This is a genomic window from Delftia sp. Cs1-4 (assembly GCF_000214395.1).
In the GTDB taxonomy this organism is placed as follows: Bacteria; Pseudomonadota; Gammaproteobacteria; order Burkholderiales; family Burkholderiaceae_C; genus Comamonas; species Comamonas acidovorans.
On the sequence record NC_015563.1, the window covers coordinates 6,419,316 to 6,441,673 of the forward strand.

General features: G+C 67.3%; 20 protein-coding genes. 12 read left to right on the top strand and 8 right to left on the bottom strand.

Annotation, left to right across the window (positions count from 1 at the left end; translation table 11 throughout):
• Window positions 1-39: 39 nt before the first annotated feature.
• The 4 genes from pyrF (at window position 40) to DELCS14_RS28225 (ending at window position 3,917) form a co-directional block, all read left to right on the top strand.
• The gene (gene pyrF, locus DELCS14_RS28210) at window positions 40-867 is read left to right on the top strand and encodes an orotidine-5'-phosphate decarboxylase (protein ID WP_012202756.1); all 828 of its coding nucleotides are present in this window, start codon (window positions 40-42) and stop codon (window positions 865-867) included.
• 20 nt (window positions 868-887) lie between these two features.
• Window positions 888-1,793, top strand: coding sequence for a LysR substrate-binding domain-containing protein (locus DELCS14_RS28215; RefSeq protein WP_012202755.1), 906 nt, complete (start codon window positions 888-890; stop codon window positions 1,791-1,793).
• A gap of 155 nt (window positions 1,794-1,948) precedes the next feature.
• On the top strand, window positions 1,949-2,932 hold the full coding sequence (locus DELCS14_RS28220) for a tripartite tricarboxylate transporter substrate binding protein (RefSeq protein ID WP_013804617.1): 984 nt from the start codon (window positions 1,949-1,951) through the stop codon (window positions 2,930-2,932).
• Window positions 2,933-2,939: 7 nt separating this feature from the next.
• On the top strand, window positions 2,940-3,917 hold the full coding sequence (locus DELCS14_RS28225; RefSeq protein ID WP_013804618.1) for a succinylglutamate desuccinylase/aspartoacylase family protein: 978 nt from the start codon (window positions 2,940-2,942) through the stop codon (window positions 3,915-3,917).
• A gap of 3 nt (window positions 3,918-3,920) precedes the next feature.
• On the opposite strand, the gene DELCS14_RS28230 is transcribed toward DELCS14_RS28225, so the two are convergent.
• Together DELCS14_RS28230 and uvrA are read right to left on the bottom strand one after the other, a co-directional pair.
• Window positions 3,921-5,075 carry an FAD-dependent oxidoreductase gene (locus DELCS14_RS28230; RefSeq protein WP_013804619.1) on the bottom strand — a complete coding sequence of 385 codons (1,155 nt, stop codon included), beginning with the start codon at window positions 5,073-5,075 and terminating at the stop codon, window positions 3,921-3,923.
• An 8-nt stretch (window positions 5,076-5,083) separates the two neighbouring features.
• Window positions 5,084-8,203, bottom strand: a complete 3,120-nt coding sequence (gene uvrA, locus DELCS14_RS28235) for an excinuclease ABC subunit UvrA (RefSeq protein ID WP_013804620.1) — start codon at window positions 8,201-8,203, stop codon at window positions 5,084-5,086.
• 273 nt (window positions 8,204-8,476) lie between these two features.
• On the opposite strand from uvrA, the gene DELCS14_RS28240 reads away from it, so the two are divergent.
• The 7 genes from DELCS14_RS28240 to DELCS14_RS28270 all read left to right on the top strand — a co-directional run bounded on the left by DELCS14_RS28240 (window position 8,477) and on the right by DELCS14_RS28270 (window position 15,356).
• Window positions 8,477-9,652, top strand: coding sequence for an MFS transporter (locus DELCS14_RS28240; protein ID WP_043796511.1), 1,176 nt, complete (start codon window positions 8,477-8,479; stop codon window positions 9,650-9,652).
• A 160-nt stretch (window positions 9,653-9,812) separates the two neighbouring features.
• Complete coding sequence (gene ssb, locus DELCS14_RS28245) at window positions 9,813-10,382, top strand: single-stranded DNA-binding protein (protein WP_013804622.1); 570 nt, start codon at window positions 9,813-9,815, stop codon at window positions 10,380-10,382.
• Between the two features lie 220 nt (window positions 10,383-10,602).
• A complete protein-coding gene (locus DELCS14_RS30285) occupies window positions 10,603-10,923 on the top strand; it encodes a helix-turn-helix transcriptional regulator (protein WP_013804623.1) in 321 nt (106 codons plus the stop codon).
• Window positions 10,907-12,160 (top strand): type II toxin-antitoxin system HipA family toxin, encoded by a 1,254-nt coding sequence (locus tag DELCS14_RS28255; RefSeq protein WP_013804624.1) that lies wholly within the window; start codon window positions 10,907-10,909, stop codon window positions 12,158-12,160. Before DELCS14_RS30285 ends, DELCS14_RS28255 begins: the two co-directional genes overlap by 17 nt.
• 341 nt (window positions 12,161-12,501) lie before the next feature.
• Complete coding sequence (locus DELCS14_RS28260; protein WP_227472475.1) at window positions 12,502-13,956, top strand: SulP family inorganic anion transporter; 1,455 nt, start codon at window positions 12,502-12,504, stop codon at window positions 13,954-13,956.
• 396 nt (window positions 13,957-14,352) lie between these two features.
• The gene (locus DELCS14_RS31375; protein WP_228676829.1) at window positions 14,353-14,661 is read left to right on the top strand and encodes a hypothetical protein; all 309 of its coding nucleotides are present in this window, start codon (window positions 14,353-14,355) and stop codon (window positions 14,659-14,661) included.
• A 2-nt stretch (window positions 14,662-14,663) separates the two neighbouring features.
• Window positions 14,664-15,356, top strand: a complete 693-nt coding sequence (locus DELCS14_RS28270; protein WP_013804627.1) for a hypothetical protein — start codon at window positions 14,664-14,666, stop codon at window positions 15,354-15,356.
• A gap of 33 nt (window positions 15,357-15,389) precedes the next feature.
• Here DELCS14_RS28270 and paaE read toward each other — a convergent pair whose 3' ends face one another.
• From paaE to paaK, 6 genes are read right to left on the bottom strand one after another with little or no spacing between them, the layout of a single operon-like run.
• Window positions 15,390-16,487, bottom strand: a complete 1,098-nt coding sequence (gene paaE, locus DELCS14_RS28275) for a 1,2-phenylacetyl-CoA epoxidase subunit PaaE (RefSeq protein WP_013804628.1) — start codon at window positions 16,485-16,487, stop codon at window positions 15,390-15,392.
• Window positions 16,484-17,053, bottom strand: coding sequence for a 1,2-phenylacetyl-CoA epoxidase subunit PaaD (gene paaD / locus DELCS14_RS28280; RefSeq protein ID WP_013804629.1), 570 nt, complete (start codon window positions 17,051-17,053; stop codon window positions 16,484-16,486). Before paaD ends, paaE begins: the two co-directional genes overlap by 4 nt.
• The gene (paaC, locus tag DELCS14_RS28285; protein ID WP_013804630.1) at window positions 17,053-17,841 is read right to left on the bottom strand and encodes a 1,2-phenylacetyl-CoA epoxidase subunit PaaC; all 789 of its coding nucleotides are present in this window, start codon (window positions 17,839-17,841) and stop codon (window positions 17,053-17,055) included. The genes paaD and paaC overlap by 1 nt, the downstream gene beginning before the upstream one ends.
• A gap of 13 nt (window positions 17,842-17,854) precedes the next feature.
• Window positions 17,855-18,160 (bottom strand): 1,2-phenylacetyl-CoA epoxidase subunit PaaB, encoded by a 306-nt coding sequence (gene paaB, locus DELCS14_RS28290; protein WP_013804631.1) that lies wholly within the window; start codon window positions 18,158-18,160, stop codon window positions 17,855-17,857.
• Window positions 18,157-19,179, bottom strand: coding sequence for a 1,2-phenylacetyl-CoA epoxidase subunit PaaA (paaA, locus tag DELCS14_RS28295; protein ID WP_012202742.1), 1,023 nt, complete (start codon window positions 19,177-19,179; stop codon window positions 18,157-18,159). The genes paaB and paaA overlap by 4 nt, the downstream gene beginning before the upstream one ends.
• Window positions 19,180-19,224: 45 nt before the next feature.
• Entirely contained in the window at window positions 19,225-20,544 is a 1,320-nt protein-coding gene (gene paaK, locus DELCS14_RS28300; protein WP_013804632.1) for a phenylacetate--CoA ligase PaaK, read from the bottom strand.
• Window positions 20,545-20,692: 148 nt separating this feature from the next.
• Here paaK and paaN point away from each other — a divergent pair, with 148 nt between their 5' ends.
• Window positions 20,693-22,351 carry a phenylacetic acid degradation protein PaaN gene (paaN, locus tag DELCS14_RS28305; RefSeq protein WP_013804633.1) on the top strand — a complete coding sequence of 553 codons (1,659 nt, stop codon included), beginning with the start codon at window positions 20,693-20,695 and terminating at the stop codon, window positions 22,349-22,351.
• Window positions 22,352-22,358 lie beyond the last annotated feature (7 nt).

Below are 22,358 nucleotides of genomic sequence, written 5' to 3' on the forward strand. Positions count from 1 at the left end.
ACAGGCCCCGGGAAGGGCCGATCGCTAAAATCGCGCCCCATGACCTTTCTCGACATGCTGCGCAATGCCACCGCCCAGAACCAATCCATGCTGTGCGTGGGCCTGGACCCCGAACCCAGCCGCTTTCCTGCGGCCATGCGCGGCGATGCAAGCAAAATCTACGACTTCTGTGCCGCCATCGTCGACGCCACGGCCGACCTGGTGAACTCCTTCAAGCCCCAGATCGCCTACTTCGCGGCCCACCGCGCCGAAGACCAGCTGGAAAAGCTCATGGCCCACATGCGCGCCGTCGCTCCCCATGTGCCCATCATCCTGGACGCCAAGCGCGGCGACATCGGCTCCACCGCCGAGCAATACGCCAAGGAAGCCTTCGAGCGCTACGGCGCCGACGCCGTGACCCTGTCGCCCTTCATGGGCTTCGACTCCATCACGCCCTACCTGCAGTACGAGGGCAAGGGCGCCTTCCTGCTGTGCCGCACCTCCAACCCCGGCGGTGACGACCTGCAGGCGCAGCGCCTGGCCGATCTGCCGGGCCAGCCCCACCTGTTCGAGCATGTGGCGCGCCTGGCGCAAGGCCCCTGGAACACCAACGGCCAGCTCGGCCTGGTGGTGGGCGCCACGCGCCCGCAGGAGATCGAGCGCGTGCGTGAATTCGCGCCCTCGCTGCCGCTGCTGATTCCCGGCGTGGGCGCCCAGGGGGGCGATGCCGTGGCCACGGTCAAGGCAGCGCGCATCGGCGGCGGCCCCATCATCATCAATTCCTCGCGTGCGGTGCTCTATGCCTCGCAGGGCGACGACTTCGCTGCCGCCGCGCGCACCGCCGCCCAGGCCACGCGCCAGACGCTGCAAGACGCAGCCGCCGCCTGAGACGGCAGGGAAGCCCGGCCATGCAAGGCAAATGGCTGGAAGACTTCCTGCTGCTGGCCCAGGAGCGCAGCTTCACGCGCGCGGCCGAGCTGCGCCATGTCACCCATCCGGCCTTCGGGCGGCGCATCCGCGCGCTGGAGGCCTGGGCCGGCACGCCCCTGGTCGAGCCCGGCGGCGGCCCCGTGCGGCTGACGCCGGCCGGCGAAGCCTTCCGCGACACGGCCGAGCAACTGGTGCGCACGCTGGCCCAGTCGCACGATGAACTGCAGGCCGTGGCCGGGCGCCAGGCCCGCGTGATCACCCTGGCCACGGGGCGCACGCTGGCGCGCACCATCGTGGCCGACTGGCTGACGCGCCACGGCAGCGTGCTGCAGACGGCCGAGCTGCGCGTGGTCACGCGCACGCTGGACGAGACCGTGGCCATGCTGCAGCGCGGCGAAGTCAGCTTCACGCTGGTCTACCACCACGCCGCCATTGGCGTGCGCCTGGACGGTCGCCAGTTCAGCTACCTGACGGTGATGCAGGACAGGCTGGTGCCCGTGGCCCGCGCCGATGCCCAGGGCCGCCCGCTGTACGAGCTGTCGGCCAGCCACCAGCCCGTCGCTCCCGTGCCCTACCTGGCCTTCTCCCACAGCATGGCCCTGGGCCGCCTGGTGGAAGACCACCTGGCCCGGCATCCGCTGGCGCCGCGCCTGCGCCGCTGCGTGGACTGCGACTCGGCCGACGCCCACTACGAATACGTGCTGCGCGGCCTGGGCCTGGCCTGGATGCCTTGGTCCATGGTGCGCGGCGACTGCCAGGCCGGCCGCCTGGCCGTGGCCGGCGACCCGGGCCTGGAAGTGCACTTCGACGTGCGCCTGTACCGTCCCAAGCGCCACCTGGGACCCGCGGCCGAGCAGTTCTGGAGCGACATCACGGGCGCCTGACGGGTGCATGCATGCGCCCTCCTGGTGCAAACCCGCACCGCGCTGTGGAACAAGCGGGTTTTGGTGCTGCAATGGCTCCACCTCGTGCCGAATCAGCACCAAATGCCTGGGTAGTCCTTCGCACAATCAATCTCATACATTTCAGGAATAACCCCATGCCCAGCAACTCCCTCCTGCGCCGCACCGCCCTGGCCTGCGGCCTGCTGATCGCCGCCACCGGCAGCGCCTTGGCCGACGACGCCGCCAGCTACCCCAACCGCGCCATCACCATGATCGTGGGCTACCCCGCCGGCGGCAGCACCGACCTGGTGGGCCGCTTCGTGGCCGATGGCCTGGCCTCGCGCCTGGGCCAGCCCGTGGTGGTGGAGAACCTGGGAGGCGCCGGCGGCGCCATCGGCGCGCAAAAGGCCGTCAAGGCCACGCCCGACGGCTACACGCTGTTCGTGGGCGCCAACAACGAGCTGGCCATCGCACGGCTGATCAACAAGAGCATCAAGTACTCCATCGGCGACTTCACGCCCATCGGCATGATCGGCTCCCAGCCCATGGTGCTGGTGGCCTCGCAGAAGGCCGGCGTCAAGACCGCCGCCGAGTTCAGCGCCCTGGTGGCCAAGAACCCGGGCAAGTTCAGCTACGGCAGCTCGGGCGTGGGCACGGCACTGCACCTGGCCGGTGAAATGATCAAGGAGCAGGGCAAGCTGCACATGACCCACATCCCCTACCGGGGCGTGGCGCCCCTGACCACGGACCTGGTGGGCAACAACATCGAGTTCGGCATGTTCGTGCTGTCCTCGGGCCTGCCCCAGATCCGCGCGGGCAAGGTCATCGCCCTGGGCACGACGGAGGCCAAGCGCTCGGCCATCACGCCCGACATCCCGGCCCTGTCCGAGCTGCCCCAGTACAAGAACGTGGACATCAACGTCTGGTTCGCGCTGATGGCACCCAAGGGCCTGCCCGCACCCGTGGCCGCCAAGGTCAAGAAGGCGCTGGACGAGACCATGGCCTCGCCAGAGTTCCGCAAGAAGATGGAAGAGGCAGGCTCGGTGGTGGCCGATCCCAAGACGGATGCCGGCAAGCACATCAACGCCGAGATCGCCAAGTACACAAAAATCGTCCAGTTTGCCCACATCGAGAACTGAGCCAGCCATGGAAACTTTGCGATTTGATCTTCCCCTGCCCGACCTGAGCGCCTGGCGCGCGGGCAATACCGGTACCGAGGGCGTGTGGCAATTCGACTCGGGACGCCCGGGCCGCCACGTGATGATTTCCGCGCTGGTGCACGGCAACGAGATCTGCGGCGCCTGGGCCGTGTCCGGGCTGCTTCAGGCCCTGAGCAACGGCCTGGCGCTGGACAACGGCCGCCTGACCCTGGTGCTGGCCAACCTCGATGCCTTCGACCGCTTCGACGCGGCCAGCCACGATGCCTCGCGCTTCGTGGACGAGGACATGAACCGCCAGTGGATAGACGCACGCATCGACGAGGGCAGCACCCGCGAACGCCGCCGCGCCGCCGCGCTGCGTCCCTTCGTGCAGCAGGCCGACTGGCTGCTGGACCTGCATTCCATGCACGAGCCCTCGGCCCCGCTGCTGCTGACCGGCATGCAGCCGCGCAACCGCGATCTGGCACGCCAGATGGGCGCGCCGGCGAACATCGTCGTGGATGCCGGCCACAAGGACGGCACGCGGCTGCGCGACTACGGACGCTTCGGCCTGCCCGACGCCGAGGCCGGCGACTCGCGCTCGCTGCTGATCGAATGCGGCTTCCACGGCGATCTGGCCAGCCGCGACGTGGCGCACGACCAGTGTCTGCGTTTCCTCGAAGTGGCCGCCATCTTCGACAACAGCGCGCTGCACGCCGCCCTGCCCGGCTGGAAGCAGGCCGACGCACCGGCCCAGTGGGCGCTGGAAGTCACGGCGCCCGTGGTGGCCAAGAGCAGCGGCTTTCGCTTCACGGCGCCGTTCACGGGGCTGGAGCGCTTCGAGAAGGCCGGCACGGTGATCGGCGACAACGATGGCGAGCCGGTGATCACGCCCTATGGCGACTGCGTGCTGGTCATGCCCTCGGTGCGCCAGGCGCGCGCGGGCGTGACCGTGGTGCGCTTTGCGCGGCGCTCGCCGCTCTGAGCCTCAGCCGCGCTGGCAGCGCGCGGGCGACAGCCGTTCAGGCTGCACGCCCTGCGCGGCCAGGCGCGCATCCAGCGGCTCGCCGCGCAGCAGGTTGCGCGCCAGCAGGCTGTAGCCGAAGGCGCTCTGTATGCCGTAGCCGCCCTGGGCGGCCACCCAGAAAAAGCCCGGCAGCGGCGCAGGCGAGGCATCCCAGCCCACGGCCATCTCGCCGTCGGCCACAAAGCTGCGCAGACCGGCCCAGGTGTGGGAAGGGCGGCGGATCTGCAGCGTGGTCACTTCCTCGATGCGCCAGATGCCCGTGGCCACGTCCAGCTCCTCGGGCGCCACGTCCTGCGGCGCCACGGGGTCGGCGTTGGCGGGCGAGCCCAGCAGCTGGCCTGCATCGGGCTTGAAGTAAAAGCCCTCGTCGGCGCTGATCACGGCGGGCCAGTGCGCGGCATCCATGCCTTCGGGCACGGCAAAGGTGAAGGCACTGCGCCGCTTGGGCACCAGGCCTATGGGCGCTGCTCCCGCCAGCGCACCCAGCGCATCGGCCCAGGCGCCGGCTGCGTTGACCACGCAGCGCGCGCGCACCTGGCTGCCGTCGGCCAGGTCCAGGGTCCAAACACCGCCGTCCTGCGCCAGCGCGCGGACCTCGGCGCTGCAGCGCAGCTCGCCGCCGCACTGGCGCAGGCCGCGCAGGAAGCCCTGGTGCAGGCCATGCACGTCGATGTCGCGCGCGCCGTCGTCCGCAAAGCCATCGACCAGCAGCGTGGTGTTCAGGCAGGGCACCAGGGCCTTGAGTTCATCGGGGCCCAGGCGCCGCGCCTGGGGCGAGTGCAGGAGCGCCTCGGCATGGGCGGCATCGAGCAGGCCCTTCTGCGCGGCCGTGCCCACATAGAGCACGCCGCGCGGCGCCAGGATGGGCGCCTGCACAAAGCCTTGCGGCGGCTGCTCGTAGAAGGCGCGGCTGGCCCGCGTCAGCGCCTGGACCTGCAGCGGGCCATAGTGCTCCTCATACAGAGCGGCCGAGCGGCCCGTGCTGTGGTAGCCAGGCTGGGATTCGCGCTCCAGCACCAGCACCGAGGCGCCGCCATCGCGCGCCAGCTGCCAGGCCACCGAGGCACCGGCCATGCCCGCGCCCACCACCACGAAATCACGGATGCTGCTGTCCATGGCCGGCCTCACTTTGCGTTCTTGCGGCCTGGCTTGGCCTGCGCGGGAGCCGACGCTGCCTCCAGATAGGGCCGCAGATAGCGCCCCGTGTGGCTGGCCGGGTTGGCCGCCACGTCCTCGGGCGTGCCCGTGGCCACCACCTGACCGCCGCCCGAGCCACCTTCGGGGCCCATGTCGATGATCCAGTCGGCCGTCTTGATCACGTCCAGGTTGTGCTCGATGACCACGATGGTGTTGCCCGCATCGCGCAGCTGCTGCAGCACTTTGAGCAGCAGGGCGATGTCGGCGAAGTGCAGGCCCGTCGTGGGCTCGTCCAGGATGTAGAGCGTGCGCCCCGTGTCGCGCTTGGACAGCTCCTGGGCCAGCTTGACGCGCTGCGCCTCGCCGCCCGACAGCGTGGTCGCGCTCTGGCCCAGCCGGATATAGGACAGGCCCACGTCCAGCAGGGTCTGCAGCTTGCGGGCGATGGTGGGCACGTCCTTGAAGAAGGCATGGGCGTCCTCCACCGTCATCTCCAGGATCTGGGAGATGTTGCGGCCCTTCCACTGCACCTCCAGCGTCTCGCGGTTGTAGCGCTGGCCGTTGCAGATGTCGCAGGGCACGTAGACATCGGGCAGGAAGTGCATCTCCACCTTGACCACGCCATCGCCCTGGCAGGCCTCGCAGCGGCCGCCGGCCACGTTGAACGAGAAGCGCCCGGGGCCGTAGCCGCGCTCCTTGGCGGTGTTGGTCTCGGCCATCAGGTCGCGGATGGGCGTGAACAGGCCCGTGTAGGTGGCCGGGTTGCTGCGCGGCGTGCGGCCTATGGGCGACTGGTCCACATTGATGACCTTGTCGAAATGGCCCATGCCGATGATGTCGTCGTGCGGCGCAGCCTCGCCGCCGGCACGGTGGATCTGGCGCGCGGCCTCGGTATAGAGCGTGTCGTTGACCAGGGTGCTCTTGCCCGAGCCCGAGACCCCGGTCACGCAGGTCAGCAGGCCCACGGGAAAGTCCGCCGTCACGCCCTTGAGGTTGTGGCCACGTGCGCCCACCACGCGCAGGGCCTGCAGTTGCGGCGCGCCGGGGGCGGTTGCGTTGTCGGGATTGGCGGGGGGCTGCTGGGTTCGGGCCGGGAAGCCCTTGGCCGCTGGCCGGGCCTCGCCCTCGGCCGTTGCCTCCAGCACCGGTTGCCAGGGCGTGCGCCGCGCAGGCACTTCGATGCGCTGGGTGCCCGCCAGGTAGCGGCCCGTGGGTGAATCGGGATTGGCGCGCACCTCTTCGTAGCTGCCCTGGGCCATGACGCGGCCGCCATGCACGCCAGCGCCGGGCCCCAGGTCGATGATCTGGTCGGCCGCGCGCATCATGTCCTCGTCGTGCTCGACCACGATGACGCTGTTGCCGATATCGCGCAGGTGCTGCAGCGTGCCGATGAGCTTGTCGTTGTCGCGCTGGTGCAGGCCGATGCTGGGCTCGTCCAGCACATACATCACACCCGTCAGGCCGCTGCCGATCTGGCTGGCCAGGCGGATGCGCTGGGCCTCGCCGCCGGACAGGGTGTCCGCGCCGCGCTCCAGGCTCAGGTAGCTCAGGCCCACGTCGTTGAGGAACAGCAGGCGCGAGGCGATCTCGCGCACCACCTTGCCCGCGATCTCGGCCTTGGCGCCCGACAGCTGCAGGGACGCGCACCAGGCATGGGCCTCGGCCAGCGTGGCGTGGCCCACCTCGTAGATGGCGCGGGCCTGCTCGCCCTCGCCGATGCGCACGAAGCGCGCCTCGCGGCGCAGCCGCGTGCCGCCGCAGTCGGGGCAGACGGCGACGCTGCGCAGCCGCGCCAGATCGTCGCGCACTACGCTGGACTCGGTCTCGCGCCAGCGCCGCGTGATGTTGGGAATGATGCCCTCGAAGGGATGGCTCTTGACCATGGACTCGCCCTTGCGCGCGCCGCTGTCGAAGACGTAGCTGAAGGGCATTTCCTCTTCGCCCGAGCCCCAGAGCACCACATGGCGCACCTTCTCGGGCAGCTCCTCGAAGGGCAGCTCCACATCGGTGCCGTAGTGGCGCGCCACGCTCTCCAGCATGGAGAAGTAGTAGCCGTTGCGCCGGTCCCAGCCCTTGACGGCGCCGCTGGCCAGGCTCAGCGTGGGGAAGGCGACCACGCGCTCGGGGTCGAAGGACTCCGTGCAGCCCAGGCCGTCGCAGCCCGGGCAGGCGCCCATGGGCGAGTTGAACGAGAACAGGCGCGGCTCCAGCTCGGGCAGCGAATAGCTGCACAGCGGGCAGGCGAACTTGGCGCTGAAGAGGTGTTCCTTGCCGCTGTCCATCTCCAGGGCGATCACGCGGCCGCCGGCGTCGGCGCCACCCGCGCGCAGGGCGGCCTCGAAACTCTCGGCCAGGCGCTGCTGGGCGTCGGCGCGCACCTTGAGGCGGTCGATCACCACGTCGATGTCGTGGCGCTCGTTCTTCTCCAGCGCGGGCAGGGAATGGGACTCGTGGATCTTGCCGTCGATGCGAAAGCGAACATAGCCCTGGGCCTGCATCTGCGCGAACAGCTCGGCGAACTCGCCCTTCTTGTTGCGCGCCAGCGGCCCCAGCACCATGAGGCGCGTGTCCTCGGGCAGGGCCAGGGCCGCATCCACCATCTGGCTGATGGTCTGGGACTGCAGCGGCAGGTTGTGGTCGGGGCAGTAGGGCGTGCCGGCGCGTGCGAACAGCAGGCGCAGGTAGTCGTTGATCTCGGTCACCGTGCCCACGGTGGAGCGCGGGTTGTGGCTGGTGGCCTTCTGCTCGATGCTGATGGCGGGCGACAGGCCCTCGATCAGGTCCACATCGGGCTTGTCCAGCCGCCCCAGGAACTGGCGCGCATAGGCCGACAGGCTCTCCACATAGCGGCGCTGGCCCTCGGCATACAGCGTGTCGAAGGCCAGGCTGGACTTGCCCGAGCCCGACAGCCCGGTGATCACCACCAGCCGGTTGCGCGGAATGTCCAGGTCGATGTTCTTGAGGTTGTGCGTGCGCGCACCGCGGATGGCGATGCGTGACTGCGCCAGCGCCAGCGCCAGGCCAAGGTAGCGGCCGTCGGGCTGGGAGCGGGAGTCGGCGGCCCGGTCCAGGCCGCCGTCTTCGGAAATCGTGTGGGAACCAGGCATCGGGAAAACCCCTGCGAAGGCGAACCCGCCATGATAGGTCAGAACCCGTGCCACCGCATGGCGGCTCGGTCTGCGGGGCGGCAGGGTCTGCCGCGGCGCCCCTTCACAAAACTGTCTTGCACTGCCTTGCATAACCCAGCCACCCCGCAGCGCCGGCCTATGGGCGAGAATGGCGGATTGCTTGCCCCCACAACAGTGCACCCCGTGCTCGATTCCCCCACACCCGTCCACGGCGCCCAGGCGCCAGCCCCCTCCTCGGCCGCATCGGGCCGCATGACCCCGCAGGAACGCCGATCCAGCGCCAGCCTGGCGCTGATCTTTGCGCTGCGCATGCTGGGCCTGTTCCTGGTGCTGCCGGTGTTCGCGCTGGAGGCCCGCAAATACCCGGGCGGTGACGATCCGGCCATGATCGGCCTGGCCATGGGCCTGTACGGGCTCACCCAGGCCGTGTTCCAGCTGCCGCTGGGCCTGGCTTCGGACCGGTTCGGGCGCAAGCGCGTCATCGTCGCCGGGCTGCTGGTCTTTGCCGCGGGCAGCCTGCTGGCGGCCACGGCCGACTCGCTGCTGGGCCTGATGTGGGGCCGGGGCCTGCAGGGCGCGGGCGCCGTCTCAGCTGCCGTGACCGCGCTGCTGGCCGACCTCACGCGCGACAGCGTGCGCACCAAGGCCATGGCCATGGTGGGCGGCAGCATCGGCCTCATGTTCGCGCTGGCCCTGGTGCTCAGTCCCCTGCTGGCGGCCTGGGGCGGGCTGCCCGGCATCTTCGGCCTGACCTGCGCCCTGGCGCTGGCGGGCATTGCCGTCGTGCTCTGGGTCGTCCCGCCCGAGCCCGCGCGCCACGCTGACCAGCCGCGCGGCCGCATGGCCGAGCTGTGGCGCCATGGCGACCTGGTGCGCCTGAACCTGGGCGTGTTCGTGCTGCACACCGTGCAGATGTCCATGTGGGTGGCCGTGCCCGCCATGCTGGTGCAGGCAGGCCTGGACAAGCAGGCGCACTGGCATGTCTACCTGCCGGCCGTGGTGCTGTCCTTCGCCGCCATGGGCGGCCTGTTCGCCATGGAGCGGCGCGGGCGCCTGCGCGCGGCCCTGCTGGGCGCCATCGCCCTGATCACCCTCGTGCAGATCGGCCTGGGCCTGCTGGCGGCCGGCGGCGCGCAGCCGCCGCTGTGGGCCATGGCCGTGCTGATGTTCGTGTTCTTCTGCGGCTTCAACGCGCTGGAGGCCACCCAGCCCAGCCTGGTCTCTCGCATGGCCCCGGCCCCGCTGCGCGGCGCGGCGCTGGGCGCCTACAACACGCTGCAATCGCTGGGCCTGTTCGCAGGCGGCGCGCTGGGCGGCGCCGTCGCCAAATGGGCCGGCATGCCGGGCCTGTTCACCCTGACGAGCGTCCTGGCCGTGCTGTGGCTGGTCGTCACCTGGCCGCTGCGCCCCGTGGGCCGCCACGGCTGAACGGCGGATTTTCAGACGGTTACAAGCCGCCGCCACAGGCGGTTGCAACGGGATATCCGCCCCCTGCCATCGGCGGACGGCTTGCGGCACAATGGCGCGTCTGGCCCGGGATCCATCCCTCTATGCCCGGGCCACTTCCCTATGTAAAGGTATTTCACTCATGGCATCCGTCAACAAAGTCATCATCGTCGGCAACCTCGGACGCGACCCCGAAATGCGCACCTTCCCGAGTGGCGATCAGGTGGCCAACGTGACCATCGCCACCACCGACCGCTGGCGCGACAAGAACACCGGCGAGAACAAGGAAGCCACCGAGTGGCACCGCGTGGTCTTCAACGGCCGTTTGGCCGAAATCGTGGGCCAGTACCTGCGCAAGGGCAGCCAGGTCTATGTCGAAGGCAGCCTGCGCACGCGCAAGTGGACCGACCAGGCCAGCGGCCAGGAACGCTACGCCACCGAAATCCGTGCCGACAGCATGCAGATGCTGGGCAGCCGCCAGGGCGGCGGCGGTGGCCAACAAGGCGGCGGCTACGGCGATGAAGGCTACGGCGACAGCGGCTACGACGCCCCTCCCCAGCAGCAGCAACAGCGCCGCCCGGCCCCTGCCCCCATGGCAGCGCCCGCACCGCGCCAGGCTCCTCCCCAGCGCCCCGCTCCCGCACCCATGGCACCCCCGCCCCAGCGCGCGGCCTCGGGCTTTGACGACATGGATGACGACATTCCGTTCTAAATCCGAAGAGGATTGTTTTTGTTGATTCGGGCCCGCCTGCTCTTCGGAGAGGCGGGCTTTTTCTTTGCCTGTCGAATGCTGACCCCGCTGAAGCGAACCGAGGCCCAGACCCCAGCGGATGTGCCGCAGCTGTGCAAGCCAGCCAGACCTTGATCATCTTCCACATAAAGAATAAAATATTTATCTTTGTATGAGTCTTTAATATTTAAAGACAAAAATAATGAATCTTGGGCTTTACTCTTCCTCACAAATCGCGGCAGAGCTATCGTCACGGCTGCGCAAGCATCGCATCGCCCAAAAGTTCACTCAGGCGGAACTGGCCAGCCGTGTAGGCGTATCCAAGGCCACCATCGTCAACATGGAGGCAGGCAAGAACGTCTCATTCGAGACCGTGATCGCCGTTGTACAGGTGCTGGGCCTTGCCATTCAGCTTGAAGAGCTGTTTCTTTATCAACCACGCACGATTGAAGAGCTTGAAAGGATTTCAACTCTTCCTCAGCGGGTGCGTTCCCCGAAAGCTTCACATGGTTCAGAAGATTAATGTCTACTACGAAGGCTGGGGCGACAAATTCCATTGGGCTACCCTGGGTGCAGCCGACGCCAGAAGCAGCATTATTTTTGAATATACCGACGAGGCTTTTTCCAAGGGACTGGAGCTATCACCCTACCTTTTCCCGCTTGTAAAGGGACGCGATTTCTCCAGATCTCTACCAAGACACCAATTAGGTCTGCCAGGCCCTGTCTACGATTCTTTGCCGGATGGATGGGGTTTGCTCCTGATGGACAAACTATTCCAAAAGCGTGGTTTGGATCCTGCTCGGTTATCTGCGCTGGATCGATTGGCATATGTTGGCGACAGCGCACTAGGTGCAATGACATTTGCACCTGCTGATAGTTTCATGAAACAGCCTCAAGCAGATATTCCTATGGCAATGCTTGCACAAGAAGTGCAACAAGTGCTTGAGGACAAGGACACAGCTCTGCTCGCGCAACTTGCCCTGGTGGGTGGTTCGCCTCATGGGGCTCGGCCCAAGGCGCTGGTCTATCTGAATAGCGAGACACATCGCGCGAGCACCGTACCCATGGAGGGCGCTGAACCTTGGCTGGTGAAATTTCCCGCAATGAATGAACACTCCGAGGTTTGTGCCATTGAGGACCTCTACGTCAAGTCTGCCAGTGCATGCGGGCTTGAGGCGCCGCCTACCGTCAGCTTGGATCTGGGACAGGGGCTGTCTGCCTTTGGCATCAAACGCTTCGACAGAGAAGGCGATTACCGCGTTCCTGTCCACACCTTGGCTGCATTTGTTGGCGCTGATTTCCGGGTTGCCGGGTCCATCGGCTATATCACCTTGATGCAGGCAACACGATTCCTGACCAGAGATTCAAGGGAAGTGAAAAAAGCCTTTGAACGCGCTGTGTTCAACGTGATTTTCAACAATCGGGATGACCACGGAAAGAATTTCTCCTTCAGGATGGGAAAGGATGGCCATTGGAAGCTTGCCCCGGTTTATGACATAACCTTCAATCGAGGGCCGGGCGGCTACCATCAAATGGACGTAGCAGGCGAGGCATCCATTATTAGATTGGCGCATCTGCACCAGCTCGGCAAGGAAGCTGGAGTCAGCAAAAAAGAAACAATGGAAGTCATTTCGAGAGTTGCGCAGGAGGCATCTTTATTCTCTGCACGAGTGCAGGAATACGATGGCGCCATCCGCAGGCAAACAGAACAGAATATCTCGAGAATTCTTCAAGCGAATATCAAAGCGGCCACATCATAGGCGCCGCATCCATGGCGCCTTCATGATCGGCGCGGCGCTTCCCTCCCTCGCACACCCTCGTACAATCGCGCCCGTGATTTCAGTCCACCGGCACCGTCAACCAGGGGCTCGCCATGCGCGCAGCCGCGATGCCACGCGCCTTCACAGCTTCACGCTGGCCCGCATCGCGCGCGGCTCGCAGAGCCGGCGCTCGGGCTGCACCCGCCTGGCGCCGCCGTAGCACGGTCGAACCGTACAAGCCGCCAGGTTTCGGGCATCGCCCGACGCCCGGCATGTTCATTCCCGTCTACAAAATCCTGCCCCGCCCTGTCACATCCAGCGCGGCGGGGCTGGCCATTTCCATGTCGAAGCATCCCCATCCCTTTCGCGCCGAGTGGGCGCCCAGCATTCCGCGCGAGCTCATGGCCGGCGCCGTGGCCACCTTTGCGCTGATCCCCGAGGTCATCGCCTTTTCCTTCGTGGCTGGCGTCGATCCTGCCGTCGGGCTGTTCGCCTCCTTCATCATCAGCATCGTCATCGCCTTCACGGGCGCGCGCCCGGCCATGGTGTCGGCGGCTGCGGGCTCGGTCGCCCTGGTGGCGGCGCCGCTGGTGCATGCCCATGGCGTGCAGTATCTTTTTGCGGCCGGCATTCTTGCGGGGGCCGTGCAGATCCTGTTCGGCCTGCTGCGCCTGGGCGTGCTGATGCGCTATGTGTCGGGCTCGGTGCGCACGGGCTTCGTCAATGCGCTGGCCATCCTGATCTTCTCGGCCCAGATGCCGCACCTGATCGGCGCCAATGCCGCCACCTGGGCCATGGTGGGCGCCGGCCTGCTGATCATCTACGGCCTGCCCCGGCTGACCACGGCCGTGCCCTCGCCCCTGGTCTGCATCGTGGTGCTGACGGTGGCGGCGAATTGGCTGGACCTGCCCTTGAAGACGGTCGCCGACCTGGGCCTGCTGCCGGACGGCCTGCCCAGCTTCGGGCTGCCGCAGGTGCCGTGGTCGCTGGAGACGCTGCGCCTGATCGCCCTGCCCGCGCTGGCGATCGCCATGGTGGGATTGCTGGAGTCCATGATGACGGCCAGCGTGGTCGATGAACTCACGGACACGCCCAGCTCCAAGAACCGCGAGTGCAGCGGCATCGGCGTGGCCAACATCGCGGCCAGCCTGTTCGGCGGCATTGCCGGCTGCGCCATGATCGGCCAGACCGTGGGCAATGTGCGCTACGGCGGCCGGGGCCGGCTGTCCACGCTGTTCGCGGGCGCCTTCCTGCTGATCCTGATGGTGCTGCTCAAGCCCTGGGTGTCCCAGGTGCCGGTGGCGGCGCTGGTGGCCATCATGGTAATGGTGTCGGCCTCCACGCTGGACTGGGGATCGGCCCGCGCCCTGCTCAGGCATCCCAAGCTGTCCAGCGCCGTCATGCTGGCCACCGTGGTGGTCACCGTGGCCACGGACAACCTGGCCGCCGGCGTGGGCGTCGGCGTGCTGCTCAGCGGGGTGTTCTTCACCTTCAAGGTCTCAAGGCTGCTGTCCGTCGAGAAGACGCAGGACGGCGCAGGCCTGACCTACCGCGTATCGGGCCAGGTCTTCTTTGCCTCGGCCGACCAGCTGGTCGATGCCTTCGACGTGCGGGACATCGAAGGCCGGCCGGTGCGCATCGAACTGACCAACGCCCATTTCTGGGACATCACGGCCGTCAATGCGCTGGACAAGGTCTGCCAGCGCCTGCGCAAGCACGGCAGCACGGTCGAGGTGACGGGCTTGAACGAACACGGCCGGGCATTGGTGTCGCGGCTGGATATCGGCATCGAGTAGGAAACCTGTCCCGGGCATGGTTTCCCTGCGCTGGCAGACCGCTTGCTTTCCTGGGGCAGACGCGGTCTGCTCTTTCGCAAAGAGAAATCCGTCAAATATCAAATGGGGCATTCAGAAAGTTCTCTATTTCAAAGAGTTACTCTTTTGAAATAAAGATTTCAGCCCGCTCATTTAGGATCTGGACCGCTGTCACCTCCCCGAACCCGTCCCACCTCTTCCATGCGAATCAGATCCGTTATCTTGGGCCTTGTCCTCCTGGTCTTTGCCGCATCCGCATCCTGGTTGGCCGTGTATGGGTTTCTCATCTCCCAGGAGGACTACTCGCCTGAGCGGGGATCGCTCAGATATTACGTAGGCATCTCTTCCCTGATACGCAATGCGCCAGCAACAGGGACGATGGCGGAGCCCGCCTACTTCGGCTCCGTCGGTGATGGCAACAAGCCCCCGCAGTCCGAGATGACCTTCGAGACCAGCGCCAAGGACATCACCGAGGCCACTGCGGCCATCAACAGCTACCTGCGCCAGAAGGATTTCCACCAGAGATCCATCGATGCCGAAAATGCCGCCGCATCGTTTGTCCCCGAGGGAGAGCGCCTTGTCCAATACGCGCAATACGCGTCATCGGCCGGCGAAGTTGCCGTACTGGCGGTCACCCAGGCAATCGCAACAGGCCTGTGCAAGGTCACGCTCACCCATTACGACTGAACATGTCCAGCAGATCCCACATACCCCGAAGACTCATCTATACCTGCAACTGCGGATGGATTGACCTGGGCCACCTCCAATCGGTCGAGAGCCATCGCAATCGCTACGCCAGTGCGGCCTATCTCTGGAAAGACATACTGCATGAGCGCGGCATCGGGATTCCCGGTCACTCCGACAGCCATCTGATTCAATACAAGCAATCCATGGGGCGCTTTGGCCTGGCCCAGGAATTTGCCAAGTTCTATCTCGTCAAGAAAGGCCTGTCTCTTTCAGCGAAGCGCTCCGTGGCCCTGGCCATATTCATGGAGGTTTCCATGGGCTTCGAGAGCCTGCAGGCATCCATGTCGCTCCTCACAGACAGTGGATTCAGCCAGGAAGACCTCGTTTCCAACCTGATTGGCTTCTACATGGTCGTGCACGGGGCACTGGACTGGAAGAATCTGTGCAAGCCGGTTTCCACCGAGGCATCGCTGGCCGTCTGGGACGCCAACGGTCCCGTGGGAAGCCATAAAAACAAAGTCTTCCAGCCGCAGTTCCACGCCTGCGAGGAATGCAAGAGCAAGCACCATGTGCAGCTGCCGCGCTTTCCTTCCGCGTTTCAGTCCATACAGCCCGCATCCAAGGGTCTGCACTTCATCGAAGCATCTGATGGGCTGCCAGTGCCAAAGCACATGCTTTCGACACTGTTTCCCTGAGTCTTCCTGCCCTGCGCCAGAACGCAGGCGCCCTCACCGCTCATCGAACGACAGCACCACGCGCTCGGTCAGCGGATGCGCCTGGCAGGTCAGCACGAAGCCGCAGGCGACTTCGTTCTTGTCGAGGGCGAAGTTGCGCTCCATGCGCACTTCGCCCTCGACCACCTTGGCGCGGCAGGTGCCGCAGACGCCCGAGGTGCAGGAATAGGGAACTTCCAGCCCGGCCGAGGAGGCCGCGTCCAGGATGCTGGCCTGGCCGCGCGTGAAGGGGATCTCGCGCGAGAGGCCGTCGCGCACCAGGGTGATGCGTGCGGTGGCGGCGTCGCCGGGCTGGGCTTCGTGCACCACGGCGCCCACCGTGCCCTGGCCTGCGGCCGGCAGGGCCACGCCGAAGCGCTCGATGTGGATGCGTTCCTCGGCCACGCCGGCGGCCAGCAGGGCGGCCTCGGCCTCGTCGTTCATCTGGAAGGGTCCGCAGATGTAGACATGGTCGATGTGCGCGGCCGGCACCACGCCCTGCAGGAATTCGGCGATCTTGCTGCGGTCCATCACGCCCATGTTCAGCGGCAGGTCGGTGTGCTCGTCCGAGAACACATGCTGCAGCGACAGCCGCGACATGTAGCGGTTCTTGAGGTCCTCGATCTCCTCCTTGAACATGGTGGACTGCAGCTGGCGGTTGCCGTAGATCAGCGTGAAGCGGCTGGCGGGCTCGCGCGCCAGCACGGTCTTCATGATGGACAGGATGGGCGTGATGCCGCTGCCGCCGGCGATGCCCACATGGTGGCGCGCGGCCCCGGGCTCGATGGGCACGAAGAAGCGGCCCTGGGGCGCCATGACCTGCAGCGTGTCGCCGGGGCGCAGATGCTCGTTGATCCAGTTGGAGAACTGGCCGCCGCGCACCTTGCGCACGCCCACGCGCAGCTCGCCGTCATCCACGCCTGCGCAGATGGAGTAGCTGCGGCGCAGGTCCTGGCCGTCGATCTGGTGGCGCAGGGTGAGGTACTGGCCCTGGGTGAAGCCGAAGACCTCGCGCAGCGCGGGCGGCACGTCGAAGGAGACGACCACGGCCTCGGCCGTGTCGGGCGCAATGCTGCGCACGCGCAGCGGGTGGAACATCGTGGTCGTGGTCATATCGGCTTGAAGTGTTCGAAGGGTTCGCGGCAGTCCAGGCAGCGGTGCAGGGCCTTGCAGGCCGTGGCGCCGAAGGCCGACAGCCGCTCGGTGTGCGCGCTGCCGCAGTGCGGGCAGGCAACGGGCTCGGGCACGGCAATGCCCTGGCGGCGGCGCACCAGGCGGATGGGCGAGGTGCCTTCCGGCAGGCCGGAGTCGCCACAGCGCCCGGGCGGCGCGATGCCGTACTCGCGCAGCTTGCGCCGGCCGTCGTCGCTGATCCAGTCCGTGGTCCAGGCGGGGGCGCGGCGCAGCACGGCGCGCGCGGGTCCCAGGCCTGCGGCCTCGATGGCATCGAGCACGCTGCGCTCGATGACCTCGGTGGCGGGGCAGCCCGAGTAGGTGGGCGTGAGCACGATCTCCATGCCCTGGCCTTCGGGCAGGGCATGGACCTCGCGCACGATGCCCAGCTCGCAGACCGAGATCACGGGCACCTCGGGATCAGGCACGTCCTGCAGCGCGGCCCAGGCCAGGCGCTCGCGCTCGGCCAAGGCGGATGTGACGGCCACAAGCCGTGCGGCAGCCATCACCACACCCCGCCCGGATAGGCGCGCTGCAGGTGCTGCATCTCGGCCAGGATGAAGCCCATGTGCTCGCTGTGCACGCCGTTGCGGCCCGTGCTGCGGAAGGCGGATTCGGCCGGCATGTCCAGCGTGGCCTCCTGCAGCAGGGCGGCCATTTCGGCCTGCCAGGGTTCGCGCAGCTCGGACCAGGCCGGGCCCAGGCCGCTGGCGCGCGCGGCGGCGTCCGTGGCGTCGTCGGTGAACAGCTCGGCCGCGTAGCGCCACAGCTGGGCCAGGGCCGCCTCCATGCGCTGGCGCGATTCCTCGGTGCCGTCGCCCAGTCGCACCACCCAGTCGCCCGCGTGCTGCTCGTGGTAGCGCGCTTCCTTGAGCGCCTTGGCGGCGATGGCGGCCAGCTCGGCGTCGCTGGAGTGCACCAGGCGCTCCCACATCAGGCGCAGCCAGGTGGCGGCCATGGCGTTGCGCAGCACGGTGAAGGCGAAGTCGCCGCGCGGCAGCTCGGCCAGCGTGGCGTTGAAGTAGTCGCGCTCGTCGCGCAGAAAGGCGAGCTGGTCCTCGTCGTGCGCGCGGCCTTCAAGCTGGCCGGCGCGGGTCAGCAGCGCACGCGCCTGGCCGACCAGGTCCAGCGCCATGTTGGTCATGGCAATGTCCTCTTCGAGGATGGGCGCGTGGCCGCACCACTGGCCCAGGCGCTGGGCCAGGATCAGGCAGGTATCGCCCAGGCGCAGCAGGTACTGCACCTCGGGGCGGGCGTCGATGGCGATGGAGGAGGCGGAGGCGGAGGCGTTCATGGCAGCTCCCCGCTCACATGTGGTCCACCGAGGGCGGCAGCTGGTAGAAGGTCGGATGGCGGTAGACCTTGTCCTGGGCCGGGTCGAAGAACATGTCCTTGTCGCCGGGGTCGCTGGCCACGATCTGGTCCGAGCGCACCACCCAGACGCTCACGCCCTCCTGGCGCCGCGTGTAGACATCGCGCGCCATCTGCAGCGCCATCTGCGGGTCGGCCGCGTGCAGGCTGCCGCAGTGCTTGTGGTCCAGGCCGGCCTTGCTGCGGACGAAGACTTCCCACAGCGGCCATTCGTTGGTGATGTTCTGTTCGGCGGTGGTCATGCGGCCTCCTTGCGGGTCTGGTTTCTCTGTGTCTGCTTGCGGGCATGGGCCAGGGCGGCCTCGCGCACCCAGGCGCCCTCATCCCAGGCCTTGACGCGGGCGCCCAGGCGCTCGCGGTTGCAGGGGCCGTCTCCGGCGATCACGCGCCAGAACTCGTCCCAGTCGATGGGGCCATGGTCATGGGCCTGGCGGGCCTCGTTCCATTTCAGGTCGGGGTCGGGCAGGGTCACGCCCAGCACCTTGGCCTGGTCCACCGTGGCGTCGATGAACTTCTGGCGCAGCGCGTCGTTGGAGATACGCTTGATGCCCCAGCGCATGGACTGCGCGCTGTTGGGAGACTGGTCGTCGGGCGGGCCGAACATCATGATGGACGGCCACCACCAGCGGTTGACGGCGTCCTGCACCATGGCCTTCTGCGCCTCGGTGCCCTGCTGCATCATGGTCAGCAGCGCCTCGTAGCCCTGGCGCTGGTGAAAGCTCTCCTCGCGGCAGATGCGCACCATGGCGCGCGCGTAGGGCGCATAGGAGCAGCGGCAGATGGGCACCTGGTTCATGATGGCCGCGCCATCCACCAGCCAGCCGATGGTGCCCATGTCGGCCCAGGTCAGCGTGGGGTAGTTGAAGATGGAGCTGTACTTGGCCTTGCCCGTGTGCAGCGCGTGCAGCATCTGGTCGCGGCTGCTGCCCAGCGTCTCGGCGGCGGCGTAGAGGTACAGGCCATGGCCGCCCTCGTCCTGCACCTTGGCCAGCAGGATGGCCTTGCGCTTGAGCGTGGGCGCGCGGCTGATCCAGTTGCCCTCGGGCAGCATGCCGACGATCTCGCTGTGCGCGTGCTGGCTGATCTGGCGCAGCAGCGTCTTGCGGTAGTTGTCGGGCATCCAGTCCTTGGCCTCGATGAATTCGCCGGCATCGATGCGCTCGTCAAAGCGCTGCTGCAGGCGCATTTCGTCGGCCGAGCGCACGGCCTTGCCGCCATCGCCCGCTTCCTTGCCCATGGTGTCCATGGCCTGGGTGTACATGTGCGATCTCCTTGAATGAAATGGTTGACGACGGCCGGCGGTGCCTCAACGCGGCCGCTTGTCGTACACACGCCGGGCCTTGCCGGTCTGCGTGCGCTCGATGGTGTCGGGATCGAAGACGCGCACCGCCGTGGAAATGCCCACCAGGGTCTTGATGCGCTGCTGCACCCACTGCGCGATCTCGCCGCGCTCGGCATCGCCCAGGCCGCGCCGCTGCGGCTGCAGCTCGCAGTGCACCTCGACGGTGTCCAGCAGGCCTTCACGGCTGATGTGCATCTGGTACAGGCCCGTGAGGCTGGCATTGGCCAGCACGATTTCCTCGATCTGGGTCGGAAAGACGTTGACGCCGCGGATGATCATCATGTCGTCGCTGCGCCCCACGATCTTGCCCATGCGCCGGAAGCTGCGCGAGGTCGGCGCAAGCAGCCGTGTCAGGTCCCGCGTGCGGTAGCGCACGATGGGCATGGCCTCCTTGGACAGCGACGTGAAGACCAGCTCCCCCTCGCTTCCATCGGGCAGCACCTCGCCCGTGTCCGGGTCGATGATCTCGGGGTAGAAATGGTCTTCCCAGATCACCGGCCCGTCCTTGCTCTCCACGCATTCGCTGGCCACGCCCGGGCCCATGACTTCGGACAGGCCGTAGATGTCCACGGCATCCAGCCCCGCCTTGCCCTCGATCTCGCGGCGCATGGCCTCGGTCCAGGGCTCGGCGCCGAAGATGCCGATCTTGAGCGAGCTCTCGCGCGGGTCCATCCCCTGGCGCTGCATCTCCTCCACGATCACCTGCATGTAGCTGGGCGTGACCATGATGATGTCGGGCCGGAAATCCTGGATCAGCTGCACCTGCTTTTCGGTCTGCCCGCCCGACATGGGCACCACGGTGCAGCCCGCGCGCTCGGCGCCGTAGTGCGCGCCCAGCCCGCCCGTGAACAGGCCATAGCCATAGGCCACATGCACCATGTCGCCGGGCCGCCCGCCCGCCGCGCGGATGGAGCGCGCCACCAGATTCGCCCAGTTGTCGATGTCATTCAACGTGTAGCCCACGACCGTGGGCTTGCCCGTGGTGCCCGAGGAGGCATGCACGCGCGCCACCTTCTGGCGCGGCACGGCGAACATGCCGAACGGGTAGTTCTCGCGCAGGTCCTTCTTGGTGGTGAAGGGAAAGCGGGCCAGGTCGGACAGCGTGCGCAGGTCGGACGGATGCACGCCCTTCTCATCGAAGGCGCGGCGGTAGTGCGGCACGTTGTCGTAGGCATGCTGCAGCGACCAGCGCAGGCGCTGCAGCTGCAACGAGGCGATCTCGTCGCGGCTGGCGGTTTCGATGGGGTCGAGTTCGCCGGGGGCGGGGCGCAGGTCTTTGTTCATCGGGGTTCTGGCGTCGTGAGGCAAAAGGTTCAGAATAATTGACCGACCGGACGGTAGGATTATAAGATGCAGCTTTCTTGAGCAACAAGGCTTGTTGTCCGGTACTAACCCTGATAGCGACGCCACATTCCAAACCAGGAGACATCCCATGCCCACCCACGCCCTCTACGAACGCCACCGCCCTCTGCTCGACGACGCGCTGCAGGCCCTGTCCCGCCGGGGCCACTGGTCGCCCTTCCCCGAGGCGCCCTCGCCCAAGGTGTATGGCGAGACCGCCCAGGCCCAGGGCCATGCCGCCGTGCAGGCGCTGTTCGGCAAGGACTATCCGCTGCGCCAGCCCGGCGAACGCGCCCGCGTGGCCACCGAGCAGTCGCCCTATGGCGTGGCCCTGGACATCCGCTACCCCGAGTGCGATGCCCAGGCACTGGTGGATGCCGCCCAGGCGGCCGAGCCCGCATGGCAGGCGCTCGGACCCCAGGGCCGCACCGGCGTGCTGCTGGAGGCGCTGACGCGCATCCACCAGCGCAGCTTCGAGATCGCGCATGCGGTGATGCTGACCACGGGCCAGGGCGCGATGATGGCCTTCCAGGCCGGCGGCCCCCATGCGCAGGACCGCGCCCTGGAAGCCATTGCCGTGGCCTGGAAGGCCATGGCCGACGTGCCTGCCGAGGCCGTCTGGGAAAAGCCCCAGGGCAAGCATGCGCCCGCCGTGCTGCACAAGCGCTTCGAGATCGTGGGGCGTGGCGTGGCCCTGGTCATCGGCTGCGCCACCTTCCCGACCTGGAACACCTACCCGGGCCTGTTCGCCGCGCTGGCCACGGGCAACCCCGTGATCGTCAAGCCCCACCCCAACGCCGTGCTGCCGGCCGCGCTCACCGTGAGCGTGCTGCGCGATGTGCTGACCGAGCAAGGCCTGGACCCCAACCTCGTGACCCTGGCCGTGAGCGACAAGCCCGAATTGACCCAGGCCCTGGCCACGCATGCGGCCGTGGCCTCCATCGACTTCACCGGCGGCAATACCTTCGGCCAGTGGCTGCAGTCCAACGCGCCGCAGGCACGCCTGTATGCCGAGATGGCCGGCGTGAACCTGGTGGTGATCGAGTCCACCGATGCCTACGCAGGCATGCTGCGCAATCTGGCCCTGTCACTGTCGCTGTACAGCGGCCAGATGTGCACCACCACGCAGAACCTCCTGATTCCGGCCGGCGGCATAGAGACTGACCAGGGCCACAAGAGCTTCGAGCAGGTCGGCGCCGATCTGGCCGCCGCCATCGACCAGTTGCTGGCCGATCCCAAGGTGGCCTTCACCGTGCTGGGCGCCATAGGCTCTGCGCAGACCGTGGAGCGCGTGGAACAGGCCGCCACCGTGGGCCGCGCCGTGCGCGCCTCGCAAAAGCTCACCCATCCCGAGTACCCGCAGGCCGAGGTGCGCACGCCCGCGCTGCGCGCGCTGGACGTGGCGGACGCCGCCATCTACGAGCGCGAATGCTTCGGCCCCGTCTCCTACCTGGTGGCCGTGCCCTCGGCCCAGGCCGCGCGCGAGCTGGCCGAGCGCAGCGTGCGCGCGCATGGCGCGATGACCCTGGGCCTGTACTCCACGGATGCGGCCTTTGTCGATGCCGTGGCGGCCTCGGCGCTGCGCTCGCGCGTGGCCCTGTCCATCAACCTCACGCAGGGCGTGATGGTCAACCAGTCGGCAGGCTTCTCGGACTTCCACGCCACGGGCGGCAATCCCGCGGCCAATGCCAGCTACACCACGCTGGCCTTCGTGGCCGACCGCTTCGTGGTCGTGCAGCGCAGGTGGTAAGGGACCG

What these genes read in the sequence shown, in the direction of transcription:
- pyrF (WP_012202756.1), top strand. Translation starts at nt 40, where the DNA reads ATGACCTTTCTCGACATGCTGCGCAATGCCACCGCCCAGAACCAATCC.
- DELCS14_RS28215 (WP_012202755.1), top strand. Translation starts at nt 888, where the DNA reads ATGCAAGGCAAATGGCTGGAAGACTTCCTGCTGCTGGCCCAGGAGCGC.
- DELCS14_RS28220 (WP_013804617.1), top strand. Translation starts at nt 1,949, where the DNA reads ATGCCCAGCAACTCCCTCCTGCGCCGCACCGCCCTGGCCTGCGGCCTG.
- DELCS14_RS28225 (WP_013804618.1), top strand. Translation starts at nt 2,940, where the DNA reads ATGGAAACTTTGCGATTTGATCTTCCCCTGCCCGACCTGAGCGCCTGG.
- DELCS14_RS28230 (WP_013804619.1), bottom strand. Translation starts at nt 5,075, where the DNA reads ATGGACAGCAGCATCCGTGATTTCGTGGTGGTGGGCGCGGGCATGGCC.
- uvrA (WP_013804620.1), bottom strand. Translation starts at nt 8,203, where the DNA reads ATGCCTGGTTCCCACACGATTTCCGAAGACGGCGGCCTGGACCGGGCC.
- DELCS14_RS28240 (WP_043796511.1), top strand. Translation starts at nt 8,477, where the DNA reads ATGACCCCGCAGGAACGCCGATCCAGCGCCAGCCTGGCGCTGATCTTT.
- ssb (WP_013804622.1), top strand. Translation starts at nt 9,813, where the DNA reads ATGGCATCCGTCAACAAAGTCATCATCGTCGGCAACCTCGGACGCGAC.
- DELCS14_RS30285 (WP_013804623.1), top strand. Translation starts at nt 10,603, where the DNA reads ATGAATCTTGGGCTTTACTCTTCCTCACAAATCGCGGCAGAGCTATCG.
- DELCS14_RS28255 (WP_013804624.1), top strand. Translation starts at nt 10,907, where the DNA reads ATGGTTCAGAAGATTAATGTCTACTACGAAGGCTGGGGCGACAAATTC.
- DELCS14_RS28260 (WP_227472475.1), top strand. Translation starts at nt 12,502, where the DNA reads ATGTCGAAGCATCCCCATCCCTTTCGCGCCGAGTGGGCGCCCAGCATT.
- DELCS14_RS31375 (WP_228676829.1), top strand. Translation starts at nt 14,353, where the DNA reads ATGGCGGAGCCCGCCTACTTCGGCTCCGTCGGTGATGGCAACAAGCCC.
- DELCS14_RS28270 (WP_013804627.1), top strand. Translation starts at nt 14,664, where the DNA reads ATGTCCAGCAGATCCCACATACCCCGAAGACTCATCTATACCTGCAAC.
- paaE (WP_013804628.1), bottom strand. Translation starts at nt 16,487, where the DNA reads ATGACCACGACCACGATGTTCCACCCGCTGCGCGTGCGCAGCATTGCG.
- paaD (WP_013804629.1), bottom strand. Translation starts at nt 17,053, where the DNA reads ATGGCTGCCGCACGGCTTGTGGCCGTCACATCCGCCTTGGCCGAGCGC.
- paaC (WP_013804630.1), bottom strand. Translation starts at nt 17,841, where the DNA reads ATGAACGCCTCCGCCTCCGCCTCCTCCATCGCCATCGACGCCCGCCCC.
- paaB (WP_013804631.1), bottom strand. Translation starts at nt 18,160, where the DNA reads ATGACCACCGCCGAACAGAACATCACCAACGAATGGCCGCTGTGGGAA.
- paaA (WP_012202742.1), bottom strand. Translation starts at nt 19,179, where the DNA reads ATGTACACCCAGGCCATGGACACCATGGGCAAGGAAGCGGGCGATGGC.
- paaK (WP_013804632.1), bottom strand. Translation starts at nt 20,544, where the DNA reads ATGAACAAAGACCTGCGCCCCGCCCCCGGCGAACTCGACCCCATCGAA.
- paaN (WP_013804633.1), top strand. Translation starts at nt 20,693, where the DNA reads ATGCCCACCCACGCCCTCTACGAACGCCACCGCCCTCTGCTCGACGAC.